At 51.3% G+C, this 13,203-nt stretch carries 14 protein-coding genes and 1 pseudogene; 10 read left to right on the top strand and 5 right to left on the bottom strand.

The window, feature by feature from the left end:
• Window positions 1-24: 24 nt before the first annotated feature.
• The gene (locus C9J03_RS03270; RefSeq protein ID WP_044621680.1) at window positions 25-393 is read right to left on the bottom strand and encodes a hypothetical protein; all 369 of its coding nucleotides are present in this window, start codon (window positions 391-393) and stop codon (window positions 25-27) included.
• Between the two features lie 98 nt (window positions 394-491).
• Window positions 492-1,463 carry a glycosyl transferase family protein gene (locus tag C9J03_RS03265; RefSeq protein ID WP_044621679.1) on the bottom strand — a complete coding sequence of 324 codons (972 nt, stop codon included), beginning with the start codon at window positions 1,461-1,463 and terminating at the stop codon, window positions 492-494.
• Window positions 1,464-1,725: 262 nt separating this feature from the next.
• On the opposite strand from C9J03_RS03265, the gene C9J03_RS03260 reads away from it, so the two are divergent.
• The 10 genes from C9J03_RS03260 (at window position 1,726) to C9J03_RS03215 (ending at window position 10,057) form a co-directional block, all read left to right on the top strand.
• Window positions 1,726-2,433, top strand: coding sequence for a dienelactone hydrolase family protein (locus C9J03_RS03260; RefSeq protein WP_044622001.1), 708 nt, complete (start codon window positions 1,726-1,728; stop codon window positions 2,431-2,433).
• A 120-nt stretch (window positions 2,434-2,553) separates the two neighbouring features.
• Window positions 2,554-2,868: a heavy metal-binding domain-containing protein gene (locus C9J03_RS03255; protein WP_044621678.1), complete on the top strand. Its 315-nt coding sequence runs from the start codon at window positions 2,554-2,556 to the stop codon at window positions 2,866-2,868.
• A 107-nt stretch (window positions 2,869-2,975) separates the two neighbouring features.
• Window positions 2,976-4,352: an AlkA N-terminal domain-containing protein gene (locus C9J03_RS03250; RefSeq protein WP_044621677.1), complete on the top strand. Its 1,377-nt coding sequence runs from the start codon at window positions 2,976-2,978 to the stop codon at window positions 4,350-4,352.
• Window positions 4,349-4,810 carry a methylated-DNA--[protein]-cysteine S-methyltransferase gene (locus C9J03_RS03245; protein WP_044621676.1) on the top strand — a complete coding sequence of 154 codons (462 nt, stop codon included), beginning with the start codon at window positions 4,349-4,351 and terminating at the stop codon, window positions 4,808-4,810. Before C9J03_RS03250 ends, C9J03_RS03245 begins: the two co-directional genes overlap by 4 nt.
• A gap of 133 nt (window positions 4,811-4,943) precedes the next feature.
• On the top strand, window positions 4,944-6,155 hold the full coding sequence (gene fabV / locus C9J03_RS03240) for an enoyl-ACP reductase FabV (protein ID WP_044621675.1): 1,212 nt from the start codon (window positions 4,944-4,946) through the stop codon (window positions 6,153-6,155).
• A gap of 271 nt (window positions 6,156-6,426) precedes the next feature.
• Window positions 6,427-6,810 (top strand): PilZ domain-containing protein, encoded by a 384-nt coding sequence (locus C9J03_RS03235; RefSeq protein ID WP_044621674.1) that lies wholly within the window; start codon window positions 6,427-6,429, stop codon window positions 6,808-6,810.
• A gap of 9 nt (window positions 6,811-6,819) precedes the next feature.
• A complete protein-coding gene (locus C9J03_RS03230) occupies window positions 6,820-7,812 on the top strand; it encodes a M23 family metallopeptidase (RefSeq protein WP_044621673.1) in 993 nt (330 codons plus the stop codon).
• A 55-nt stretch (window positions 7,813-7,867) separates the two neighbouring features.
• Window positions 7,868-9,007 (top strand): anhydro-N-acetylmuramic acid kinase, encoded by a 1,140-nt coding sequence (locus C9J03_RS03225; RefSeq protein ID WP_044621672.1) that lies wholly within the window; start codon window positions 7,868-7,870, stop codon window positions 9,005-9,007.
• A 122-nt stretch (window positions 9,008-9,129) separates the two neighbouring features.
• Entirely contained in the window at window positions 9,130-9,471 is a 342-nt protein-coding gene (locus C9J03_RS03220) for a hypothetical protein (protein WP_146149055.1), read from the top strand.
• 199 nt (window positions 9,472-9,670) lie between these two features.
• Entirely contained in the window at window positions 9,671-10,057 is a 387-nt protein-coding gene (locus C9J03_RS03215) for a hypothetical protein (RefSeq protein WP_044621670.1), read from the top strand.
• 39 nt (window positions 10,058-10,096) lie between these two features.
• On the opposite strand, the pseudogene C9J03_RS03210 reads toward C9J03_RS03215, so the two are convergent.
• From C9J03_RS03210 to C9J03_RS03200, 3 genes and pseudogenes are all read right to left on the bottom strand, one after another.
• Window positions 10,097-10,591: pseudogene (locus C9J03_RS03210) on the bottom strand (hypothetical protein); the annotation flags it as partial.
• Between the two features lie 163 nt (window positions 10,592-10,754).
• Window positions 10,755-11,636: an NAD(P)-dependent oxidoreductase gene (locus tag C9J03_RS03205; protein WP_044621669.1), complete on the bottom strand. Its 882-nt coding sequence runs from the start codon at window positions 11,634-11,636 to the stop codon at window positions 10,755-10,757.
• A 190-nt stretch (window positions 11,637-11,826) separates the two neighbouring features.
• Window positions 11,827-13,173, bottom strand: a complete 1,347-nt coding sequence (locus C9J03_RS03200; protein WP_107291662.1) for an MATE family efflux transporter — start codon at window positions 13,171-13,173, stop codon at window positions 11,827-11,829.
• Window positions 13,174-13,203: the final 30 nt, after the last annotated feature.

Here is a 13,203-nt window from a genome sequence, read left to right as displayed (position 1 = left end):
CCGAAAGTCACAGACAGGGGCTGCTTAGCCCCTGTTTATGGTCGGTAAAGTCCCGTTCCAGAATGATTCTACGATCCCGTTGCACTTAGCATCATGAAGGCTGCTGTTAGCAGAGTACAGCCGGTCTGCATATTGCCTTCCCTCAACCCTTGCCTCCACCCAGGCGACATGATGTTCAGTGTTATTGGTTGTGAGCGTGGTTTGAATTAAATAGTCGCTGACACGCTGAAGCGTCATTTTCGGCAGGGTTTCAAAGAACTGGCATGAGTCCAGCACACCGTGGAGCTGACCGGCGGAGGTAACCGTAGCCAGAGTGTTTGCAGAGGCCCCCGCGGTTGCTATTGAACCTAGCAGCAGGCTGAAGATGACACTTGGTAGTCTCAGGGTTTTCATACATTCTGTCTCGTGGCAAGAGGTTGGGAATGCGGATAATTTACCTCTATTCGACGACCAAATGTGGTTATCAGTTATGCAGGTTAATTGAGGATATGTTAGCTCAAGCGCTTCTCCCACCATTCGCGTGCCATCGACAGCGCCTGTTCTTGCTCGCTGCAGATCCCCATCATTTTGAGCACGATGGCCAGGGTGGAAATGACGGCACATTCACCGTAATGGTTGTCGGCATCCCCCAGCCAGATCGTTTGCAAGAACTCGCCGCTGATCTCACCATGCTTGCCCGACGCCCCCTCCAAGTAGGTTGGCCATTCTTCGGTGAACAATTGCCCCTGGCTAACGCCGGACAAGCGGCAGGCAGTGCGCGGGCTACGCTCACTCTCCCCGCCTTCTCCCTTGAAGGCGACCATGTTCTTGTCTCCCACCAACTGCGCCGCTTCGGCGTGGAGTTGTTCATAGCCCTGGTGGAAAATCCCGTGGATTGAATACGGTGCTGCAGTCGGGTTGAGGGCCCGGGCCACGGTATTGAGCGGGGTCCGCAGCCCGACCAAGTTGCGCAGTGCCAGCAGATCGATCAACGGCTCGCAGTAGCTCGAAAGCGGAATATAACAGATATTATCCTCGGCCAGGATCCGCCTTGCGTCATCGGGTGTTTCGGCTTGCTGGATATTCAGCGCTGGACAGGCACTTTCTACCTGGTATTTGATGGCATCGACAGCCATATGGCCGCTCAGCATTACACGGATACCGTTCTTTGCAAGCAGTTTGGCTGCTAGCAATAGCCAAGGCGGCTGACGGCGCTTGCCTGCAAAGCAAGGCCAGTCGACATCAATGTCCAGCTCATGCCACTTAGGTGAAATACGGCCGCGCAATGATTGGATGTAGCCAGCCGCTTCTTCACTGGTTTCGCAGCGCACGCGCTGCAGCATAAGTAACGTGGCAAGTTGAAGTAATTCGGCTTTGCCGTCGAGGTACATATCTAGTGCTTCTCGTGCTTCTTCCTGGGTAAGTGGCCGACGGCCCTTTTCCCCGCGGCCAACGTGTTTAATGAACTCTGAAAATGCTGTCATGGTGCCTTCCGTGTAAATGTACCCAAGTCATTAGCTGACCTTAACCTAGGTATATTAGCACTAAGCCAATAAATTTATTCACAATAATGAAACGGGCGTAGTCAGGCTATTCCTACACTTTCGTCATCGATTGCCTACACTTATTTCTGGGAACTCAGTTGTAAAGCAATCAATAGGGATAACTGGAGCGGATATGAAAACACTGTTTATGCCAGGTAGATTGACACTAGGAACATTGACGATTGGATCGATACTGACACTGATGACCTTTGCAACCAATGCTGCCGAGGGCAGGGCTATTGAGTACAAGGTGAATGATGAAGCCTATGAGGGGTACTATATTTCACCATCAGAAGATGCGCCTTTGGTACTGTTGATCCATGACTGGGATGGGCTCACCGACTATGAGGTTAAGCGGGCTGAAATGTTGGCAGAGCAAGGCTATGCCGTGTTTGCCGCCGATCTGTTTGGCGCTGGGGTAAGGCCAACAGAGGTGAAAGACAAACGCCAGCATACAGGCGAGCTGTACAAAGACCGGCAGAAAATGCGTGACTTGATGAACGGCGCGTTGCAAATGGCTGACTCGCTCGGTGCCAATACCGATAAGTCTGTGGCCATGGGTTATTGCTTCGGCGGCGCGGCGGTGTTGGAACTCGCACGTTCGGGTTCAGATATGAAAGGCTTTGTGACGTTCCACGGTGGGTTACAAACCCCGGAAGGGCAAGACTACTTGAAATCCAAGGGCAACATTCTGGTACTGCATGGCGCAGCAGATAGCGCGATCCCAATGTCTGATTTCGCGGTATTATCGGGCGAGCTGGAAAAAGCCGGGGTGAGTAATGAAATGATTGTCTATAGTGGCGCACCGCATGCGTTTACTGTCTACGGTTCGGATAACTACCGCCAAGATGCCGATTACAAATCCTGGCAGCGTTTTTTGACCTTCCTCGATGATATTGAATGGGAATAGACCATTCTTCACTTTTTTAAACCATTCCAAGCCAGCAGAATCGTTGCTGGCTTTTTGCTCTCTGAACCTTTGTAATGGGATACAGTCAAAAAAGTAGCTAATAAAGATAAGGATAACAATATGCTCTATGTAACCACCCCTGAAATCCATGGTCGCGAAATTGCACAGGTGCTCGGCACGGTCACTGGCAACGTGGTGCAGTCCAAGCATGTTGGCCGCGATATCATGGCGGGGTTTAAGACTATCTTCGGCGGTGAGATCCGTGGCTATACTGAGATGCTGACCGAAGCCCGGCAGGAGGCGACCCAGCGAGCGATCGCAGAAGCCGAATCCTTGGGTGCCGATGCGATTGTCAATGTTCGTTTTACCACGAGTGCAATTATGCAGGGCGCATCAGAAATCTTGGTATACGGCACGGCGGTGAAGCTGAAGTAAATTTCATCATTGAGTTCCGAAAGTGGCTAGTTTTGTCTCGGTAGCCGGGTAGACTAAAAGAAGAATCTATCTTCCTGACAATGTTTTGAACCGAAGGAAACGCTACCATGATGAGCCCTGCCCAATGCCAGCAGGCCCGCTTGGCCCGGGACAGGCGCTACGACGGATTGTTCTTTACCGCCGTGAAAACGACAGGTATTTACTGCCGCCCAATCTGTCCGGCGCCACCGCCATTGGAAAAAAACGTGGAGTATTTTCCCTCGGCCGTTACTGCGGCTCAGGCAGGGTACCGGCCTTGCTTGCGCTGCCGGCCTGATAGTGCGCCGGGATCGCCAGCATGGCGGGGCAAGAGTACGACCTTTGTCCGGGCGCAGCGCTTGATTGATGAAGGGGCACTGATTGACAGTGGCCTGGCACAGCTGGCCGGACGCCTCGGGGTTACCGATCGCTACCTGCGCAGGCTGTTCAATGATGAAATGGGTCTGTCGCCCAAAGCCTACAGCCTTTACCAGCAATGCCTGCTGGCCAAGAAGCTTCTGCACGAAAGCCAACTGTCCATCACCGATATTGCGTTGGCCAGTGGCTTTAACAGTATTCGGCGTTTCAATGATTGTTTTTACCAGCACTTTTCGCTAACACCAACGCAAGTGCGCAAGCAGCTCAATGGCGCCGAGCAAGGCGAAGGGAAAAACCAGATGAAGACGGTGACCGTCACTCTATCATATCGCCCGCCTTACGACTGGCCGTCGGTACGCGATTTCTTCGCTTCTCGGCTGATCGAGGGCTTGGAGTGGCTCGATGAAAACAGTTATGGCAGGACATTTGGCAAAGAATACGGTCAGGGCTGGTTCACCGCACACTATGAACAAGACAAAGCGTGTTTTCGGGTTGAGCTGAGCCTTTCCAATCTGCAGTGCTTGCCCCGCGCGATTGCCAATATCCGCCGCTGCCTCGATTTGGATGCCGACTCTGCGGTGATTGATAGTGCCATAGAAGTCGCAATGGGGGAGCCCCTTGGGCAAACGGGCCTGCGCCTTCCTGGCATTTGGAGTCCTTTCGAAGCCGGCATCCGCGCCATATTGGGTCAGCAGGTCTCAGTGAAGGCGGCGAGGAACCTGGTTGAAAAGCTGATATTGATGAATCCGGGTCACCATTCAGGACGATATTTTTTCCCTGAGCCGGAGGCTTTAGGCGAGTATGATCTGAACTTGCTCGGTATGCCTGAGCGTCGCCGTGAGACCTTGCGGATCTTTGGGCGTTATGTGGCAGAGCAAGGTATTGAGGATGCAAATGAATTGCTGGCGCTACCGGGAATAGGGCCGTGGACGGTGGATTACCTTAAGATGCGCGGCTTGAGTGACCCCAATATTTTTCTTGTCGGCGACCTGGGAGTAAAAAAGGCCTTGGAAAAACGGCCTTGTCAGCCGGAGCTGGCCGCGCCTTGGCAAAGTTATTTGACCCTTTATTTATGGAAAACGTTATGAGCAACCAACTGATCAATACCCCCATTGGCTGGCTGAATGTACGGGCAAGCGGTGGTGCGATTACCGCCATTGAGTTTGCGGTTGATCCTGAGCTGGAACAACAGCCATCAGAAACCACCGCGCACTGCTGCCGGCAGCTGGCAGAATATTTCAACGGGCAGCGGGAGCATTTTGAGGTCAAGCTGGATATGGCCGGAACGGATTTCCAGAAAACGGTGTGGCTGGCGCTGGGCGGTATTGAGTACGGCGAAACCTGCTCGTACGGTGATATTGCCAATCATATCGGCAACCCCAAAGCCGTGCGGGCTGTCGGTGCGGCCAACGGCAAAAATCCAGTGCCGATCATTGTGCCTTGCCATCGGGTGATTGGCCGCTCTGGTAAGTTGACTGGCTATGCCGGAGGGCTGGATATCAAGGTGTGGCTGCTAGAGCACGAGAAGCAGCATATGGCCAAATAGGCCGGTAGGAATATCAGTAGTGGCGATGCATTTATTGATTTGCTGGCTGTTGCGATGGGTTAATTTCCGTTAGGGTGGCATCAGTATTGACTCTTAATGTGTGGTTTTTTGATTTCTGTTTTTGGAGTAAACAATGATTATTGAGCCAGTGATCAAAGGTGTGGTAGCACGCTCGTGCCACCCTTATGGCTGCCAGCAAGCGGTACGCAAGCAAATTGACTACGTGCAACAGGCCAAACCCATCGAGCATGGAGCGAAGCGGGTGCTGGTGTTGGGGGCGTCGTCCGGATTCGGGCTAGCATCACGTATTGCCCATACCTTTGGGGGGGCAGAAGCGGACACCATTGGCGTTTCGTTCGAACGTGGCCCCAGTGAGAAAGGGGTTGGTAGCGCCGGATGGTATAACAATATTTTCTTCAGGCAGGAAGCCGAGAAGGCGGGCCGTATCGCGACAAATATTGTTGGTGATGCCTTTTCACAACCGGTTCGCCAGCAAGTGATCGAGGCAATCAACAAAGATTTGGGTGGGCAAGTGGATTTGGTGGTCTACAGCCTGGCGACCGGTGTTCGCCCGAATCCAGAAACCGGTGAGATGTGGCACTCGGTGATAAAGACCACAGGACAGCCTGTGGTGGGCCCCACTCTTAACCTGGAAACTGACAGCCTGGCGGAAATGACCGTTGAAAAGGCGACAGAGCAGGAGATTGCCGATACGGTAAAAGTGATGGGCGGTGAGGATTGGGCTGACTGGATACAGTGCCTGTCTGAGGCGGGGGTGCTGGCACAAGGCTGCCGCACGGTGGCTTACTCCTATATTGGCCCTGAAGTGACCTATCCGATCTACCACCACGGTACCCTCGGCCGGGCCAAAGAGCATATGCATACTACGGCAGATACACTCAATACCCAGCTCGCAGCGATTGGTGGTCAGGCCCATGTTGCGGTTTGCAAAGCCCTCGTGACCAAAGCCAGCGTGTTTATTCCGGCCTTTACCCCTTATATGCTTGCTCTGTTCAAGGTGATGAAGCAGAAGGGAACCCACGAAGGGTGCATCGAGCAAATGCAGCGGCTGTTCAATGGCCGTTTTTACACCCTCATTAATCACCCGCAAGACGTGCCCACCGACGAGCAGCGCTTGATCCGAATGGATGACTGGGAGCTTGATCCCGAAGTGCAGCAGCAGGTCAGTGAAATCATGGCCAGGATGAGCGCGGAGAACTTCACTGAGCTGGGAGACTACGCCGGCTACAAGCAAGACTTTATGGCGCTGAACGGTTTCGGCCTGGCAGGGGTGGACTATCAGCAAGACATCAGTCTTGATAGCCTCATAGTACTGCAGCCTTAACCTTTCGCCATGCCCGTTAGCGGGATAAGCAACCATACTGATATTATCGTCATTATCTTGTCGCCTAAATATTGGTGAAAGTAATGGCGATTTTTATTTTCTCTCGGTCACAACCTTTGTGGGGGGAAAGTTCCTGCTAGATCGGCACTCTTTCAGTATTCAGATCATAAAACCTCAATTTTGTTAATTCTGCATTAGGATAAATCTGGTTTAATCAGTGAATAATCATTAGAATTAGTTTAATAAAAGAACAACAAAGAATGCAGTGATTATGGTTGAACGTCGTCACTTTAGTCGTATTTTATATCAGGCTCCGGCTACGCTGAACAATGCCAATGGTGAATGGCAGGCGGAAGTTCGGGATCTGTCCCTGCAGGGTATCCTACTGACCAAGCCGGAGAGCTGGTCGCCCCAAGATACTGACGATAAGTATTTTATATCGTTTTGCCTGCACGACTCAGACATCGAACTGCGGATGGAAACCCGGTTAGTTCACCATGATGCTGCTTATTTACGTATGCATATCTTCCATATTGATTTAGAAAGTGCTGGACACCTCCGGCGTTTGGTCGAATTAAATGTTGGCACTGATGAACTATTACATCGTGAGCTGGAACAGCTAACTGATTTGCACAAACATTCAGGCGAGTCGTGAATAGTCATCATGTCAGAAAATATTTGTATTTCGGTGTCCGATCATCGTGGCACCTCGCATTACCTTATTAACCGTTTCAAGAAACGGTATATCGCACTGGTGGCAACAGCGTTGTTGGCTGCCGCCGCTGGTGGTGGGTATAGTGTTTATAACCTCTACCAAGACAACCTCCACTCGAGCCAGCAGTTAAGCCTGCTCAACGTTCATGCAAAGCAACTGAGTGCCTCTTTGTCCGAAGAAAGTGCCAGTAATCGAGAACTGCTTGAAGAGCTCAATGAAAAAAAAGCGGAACTGGACGCCCTGTCATTGCGAATTGATGATGTGGAAACCATCCTGGGTCTGCAAACTGCTGAAGACGGTGAAGTCTTTACCCTCGAAGAGCGGGTAGACAGTGCCGCTATTAGCTCGGCGGTGAGGGGAACCCTGTTTCGGATGATCCCCAATGGTAGCCCGACTCCGGGGATCCGGATGTCATCGCAATTCGGTACCCGAGTCCATCCGGTAACGGGCAAACGTAAGAGCCACCTAGGGTTGGATTTTGCAGCCAATACCGGTACTGAGATCTACGCGCCTGCTGATGGAGTGGTTGAAGTCACCCGGCCGAGCAACAAGGGCTCGGGTAACTTCCTCAAACTGGATCACACCATGGGCTTCACCTCGACCTATTCGCATATGAAGAAATTCAATGTGAAGCGCGGTCAGTTTGTTCGCAAAGGGGATCTGATCGGTTGGACAGGCAATACAGGCTTATCGACAGGCCCGCACCTGCACTACGAGATTCGCTTTTTGGGACGGGCATTGAATCCTCGCCCATTCGTTGAATGGACACCTGATAATTTTGATAGCCTGTTTGAAAGAGAGAAAACCGTCCAATGGGCGTCGTTACTCGATATGATCAATAATGTGGTGTCGATGCAGGTTACGTTAATCCAGTCGCCTCATATTGCGCGTCCGATCCAAACGGCGAGCAACGAAAAGGGTATGACGGGAGATGAAGGCTAAGCCTTCGGCATCCACATTTCTTGGTCTTGAATGTGCGTCTGTGAAAGGAAATGTTATGGCCCGTGAGCTTTATATTGGTGTGATGTCAGGGACCAGCCTTGATGGGGTGGATACCGCCTTGGTCGCTTTTGAAGCCGGCAATGAAACTGCAGCTGAACAGGCTTCTCGGCCCGAGTTGTTGGCAACCGATGCTTTCCCAATGCCAGATACCTTGAAATCTGCGTTGCTTGACGTTTGCATGGGGCAGGCTACGAACCTAAAGCAAATTGGCCTGCTGGATCACCAGCTCGGGCATTTGTTTGCCGATGCGGTCAACCAACTGCTGGAAAAAGCGGGTATTGAGGCTTCTGCGGTAACGGCGGTGGGAAACCACGGCCAGACAGTCTTCCATCAGCCGGATGGTGATTCCCCGTTCACTATCCAGCTGGGTGATGCCAATATTGTGGTAGCCAAAACGGGCATTACCACCGTGGCGGATTTTCGCCGCAAGGACATGGCGCTGGGTGGGCAGGGGGCACCTTTGGTACCCGCTTTTCACAAGGGCCTGTTTGCACAGCAAGAGTCGACAACGGTGGTACTGAATATTGGTGGCATTGCCAATATTTCGGTGCTGCGTCCAGGCCAGCCTGTGATAGGTTATGATACCGGTCCTGGCAATATGCTGATGGATGCCTGGGTGTATCGCCATTTGGGCCATAAATATGACGAAGGCGGTGAGTTTGCTGCCTCCGGCACCGTTAACCCGCGCCTGTTGAGCCAGCTAATGGTTGACCCATACGTCAGTCGTTCATATCCCAAAAGCACCGGGCGGGAGCATTACAACCTGCCTTGGCTGGAAGGCCAATTGAATGGATTAGCTGAAACGGTCTCGGAGCCGGATGTGCAGGCAACCTTGCTGCAGTTTACAGCCCAGACGATTGCAGATCAGGTGGCCCGTTTTGTCCAAGGCCGACAACCTCAGTTGCTGGTCTGTGGTGGCGGGGGGAATAACCCGCTCCTGATGCAGCGCCTTGCAGAGCTACTGCCTGATTGGTCGGTTGCCAATACCCGTGATGCCGGCATCGACCCGGATTATATGGAAGCCATGGCCTTTGCGTGGCTGGCCCGTCAGCGTATCCATGGTCTGCCAAGTAATGCACCTGAGGTGACTGGTGCATCCGGTTTGGCGTCACTCGGTGTCATCTATCCGGTCTAGTTGTGCCATTGGCACGAGGGGATTTTTCTGAAAAATAAGTGTGCAACAACTCATGGGCATTGTTTTTAACAAGGCGATGGTTTACAAATTTTATAGGTGTATGAGTGAGCTGTGAGGTGCGCATGATAGATCATTGGCGACATGGACTGTTGATAGCCGCGTTAATGACAGGGGCAGCCCACGCTAAAGAGCGTGCTTTGGGGGAAATATTTATCGAGGACTCCAATTCCAAGCAAGCTGTTGAGTTTGTGGGGCAGGGGAGTCGTCCGGTCGATAATACGGGGCGCGATAATTACAGCATTTACCAAAATAAGAATATTGAAGATCCTACTGAGTTTGGTGCCGGGCTGAAGTTCAATGCGACGGATGACTTCAGCATCTCTGTCGAAGCGGGCGGTGCCATGGTGGATAACAGCAATATCGATATTGACAGTGGCGCGGTGAAATTTGAGCTGACTTATTGATTTTTTCCTTCCCGTTTCCCGTGCTGCCATTGAGGCTCGAGTGACTAAGTACCTAATTACTCTCAATTTGCCTAGCAATTAATCATCAAAGGCCTGAACCTGGCCAGCTCTGTCAAATGTCAGTTAATTCTCTGACTTCTTAACATTTTATCGTTTGCGTCGTTTTAATATTTCAGATTTTTATCGCAGTGGAAATATTATGAAAAAGATAATGACGCTAGTTCTGGCGCTTGGCATGTTCGCGTCAATGAGCGCACAGGCAGGCACCGGCATTGGTTTGTCAGTTGGTGATCCGTTCTGGGGCGTAGACTTCAAGCACAATGGTTTTCGATTCAATGTGAGCCTTGATGACAATTTCGGTGTTGGGGTGAATAAAACTTATGCTGTTCAGGGGACGCCGTTGTATTTGTTCCTGGGGGGCCAATACGTCGATCGAAACAAACACTATGTCGCCGTGACGCCGGGGATTGGTGCAGAATTCCGTGTCCGCCCTATGGGCTTCTATGTCGATTTGACGCCTGCGGTTTACCTGGACGAACTCGATATTGAGCTAGAAGCCAGAGCGGGCTTTAGAGTGTACTTTTAACACGCCAGATAGGTAGCGCTATTTGTTGCTGTGCCGGCATCATTTTGCGGGCACAGCGTTATGACTGATCTCTACAACCCCACTCGCCATATCCACTTGCGCATGATACACCGCGCGCGGATCACCATAGTGCTTGAACGTAAAATGGTAGATACTGCTCGGTGCCCATATCTTTGTTGCTCTAGTAGGGGCAATATCGTATCCATCTTGCTGGTAAAGCTCGGTCTCCTCCACTTTAGCCATTGCTGCTTGTTGGCTGGCATTTCTATCTACTTCCGGCTCGAGTGAAGGGTTAGTCGGATAAGAGTCTCCGCTAGATTTCATCAGACGAAACGCACCGTTGCTCCATACCATAAAATCACGCCAGCCGTTGCTGGTACTTTCCGCTAGCAATACCGGGGGTTTAACCACGGACATCTGGCTGATGATGTTCCCTTGATTGTCGAAAATCACGGCAGTACAGCCTCCGCTGCCACAAAAATATCGGTCTTGTATCAAGACAAAGTGTTCTGCAGCTCCGTCGCTGTTGAGATCTATATCCAAGTTATGGCGGAGGCTGCAGGAGCCTGAATTAGGGAGGTTTATAACGGCGGTGTCTGCGTTGGTTAGGCTAACGTGGGTGAGATCTCTTTGTGCCCAGAAACAACAGCGGTGCTGCAGCCCGAAAGCTGCAGCACCGCTGTTAGATTGGTTCGAGTTACTTCTTAAGGTTAGTGAAGTAGTCGAAGATAACTGGTACGTCGTTGTTACCCATACCTGCATCAACAGCAGCCTGTAGGCTAGTAGAAGTACCTTCAGCGATTAGAGACTGAGTACCTAGCTCTTCACATAGAGCAAGGAAGTAACCAAGGTCTTTGTTTGCGTTTGCAACAGAGAAGCCTAGTTTCTCTTCACCGTCTACCGCGTAGAACTTACAGAACTGCATGAACGGAGAGTTAGAAGGACCTGCTGACATGATGTCGAATAGCTGCTGACCGTCAACGCCTGCTAGCTTAGCTACAGCGAACGCCTGAGACATAGTCGCAACAGTCGTCATACCCATGAAGTTGTTCACAAGCTTAGTCACGTGACCTGAACCTAGTGCACCTAGGTGGAATACGTTTTCGCCTTGCTCGTCAAGAACGGGCTTAACTTTGTTGAAAGTCTCGATGTCACCAGCGGCCATGATGTTCAGAAGACCATCTTTAGCGTGAGCTGGAGTACGGCCTAGAGGCGCATCGATCATACCGGCACCGATAGCAGCAAGATCAGCACCGATCTTCTTAGTAGAAGCTGGGATAGACGTACCGAAGTCGATTAGTGTTTTGCCTTCAGACATCCCCGCTAGGATACCGGTTTCGCCGTAAACGACTTTCTCAACCACTTCAGACGTTGTCAGGCAAAGCATCACGATGTCACTTTTCTCTGCCAGTTCTTTACCAGAAGCAGCTTCAGAAGCGTTGCCACGAGCTAGCACTGCTGCAACTGCATCTTTGTTAAGATCCATTACGTTAACTTCGTAACCACGGTTTTGAAGGTTCTCAACCATGTTGCCGCCCATAAGGCCAAGACCGATGAAACCAATTACTGGTTTAGTCATTTCAGACTCCTACTAAAATACTATTGTATGACTATATGGCTTAAGGATATACGCCTGCTCGTCGTAAAGCAATTGCAGAATGCGCTGAAACCTCCTCTAGTTCACAGTTTTTTGATCTAAGCCCGATCCATCGGTGTTTGAACTGTGATGCCAAGAGCGCGTTTCAGCCGCATTACTGACGATGTAACGATCAGTGATAATTCAGCGCTGCCGCTTTGTCATGGTCAAATTCATTGAGTGTCTTGCGGGCTAAGTGGCGGAACGGGATGGCTTTGATGCATTCTTCAAGTGGCATGATGGCAAAGGCCCAGAAAAGCGGCGCGTCAAACCACACAATCAGCAGCGCCAGTAGAGGGAGTGATACCAGCCATTGACCGGAAAAGTTAATGGCAAAGACCGCTTTGGTTTTTCCCAATGCCCGCAGTGCGTGGCCGTGAACCGTGTTGTAGCCACGGACCAAAGGCAGGCTGATATAGAGCGGGGCGATGATCGCCAGTGCCTGGAAGGTCTGTTGCTCCATTTCTGGGTAGATGACCGGAAGGCACAAGCTGAGGACAAAAAACAAGCCGCAAGTGATGATCGACATTATGACCGCAATATTGATGCTGGTATCGACATTTTCCCGCAGGTCATCGAGCTTGTTTGCTCCGATGGCTTGGCTGATCAGGATTGCTGTTGAGTGGGCTGCCGCTGTTGTCATTTGGGTACCCATACGAATCCACGGCATGATTAAGGTGATTGCCACGTAAGCATAGAGGGAGAGTTGTGAGTAGAGCAGTTGATAAATTGTTGCTCCGACTGCCAGCATGGCCATATTGGCTGCAATCGGAAAGATTTCGTTAAAGTGGTGCTTGGTCAGAGAACAGAAATGGTTCAGCTTGTCTGGCAGACGCAGGGTGATAACGTTATCCAGGCGGAGGCAGTAAACTAGAAAAGCAGTGCGGACCAAGATAGCGATCAAGCTACCGATTGCAGCGCCCAGTACCCCGAAGCCAAGCTGGTGGATTAGTACATAAGTAGCAGCAGTATTGACTGGTAATTCAATTAGATAGCCTTTAAATGGGATCTTGGTTTTGCCTAACCCATTGAAGCAGGCAATCATGATTTGAGTCAAAGCGCTGAACAACAGGGTTAAGGTGGAGACTTTCAGGTAGTCGACAGTGGGGCTGTGTAACTCCGGCTCTTGTGTGATATAGCCGACTAACTGATCACCAAAGATAAACAGCAACAGCGAGAAGAGAGCGGCAACGCCCAAGTTAATCGCTATCCCGCTTAACACTGAGTCGCTCAGAGCGTCAGACCGGCCAGAACCGTACGCACGGCTGATCACCAACTGGGTGCCGTTTGCCAATGCATTCTGGAATCCGAGCAGAAAAGCAACTACGGCGGTGGCGATCCCTAACGCCGCAATAGGGACCTCGCCAAGTGGAGAGATCAGCAGGGTGTCGATCAGCAGCATCGATTGCATCAGCAGGGCATTCATGGCCAGTGGCCACGCGGTCGAGAGGTTTTTCTTAACAAATGGCGAGAGTTGCAAGAGGGCTCCTTGTTGGCGCGATAGGTATCA

The organism is Photobacterium gaetbulicola (assembly GCF_003025515.1).
In the GTDB taxonomy this organism is placed as follows: Bacteria; Pseudomonadota; Gammaproteobacteria; order Enterobacterales; family Vibrionaceae; genus Photobacterium; species Photobacterium gaetbulicola.
Note: the sequence above shows the minus strand (reverse complement) of the source record. Positions and strands in the feature narration are given on the sequence as shown.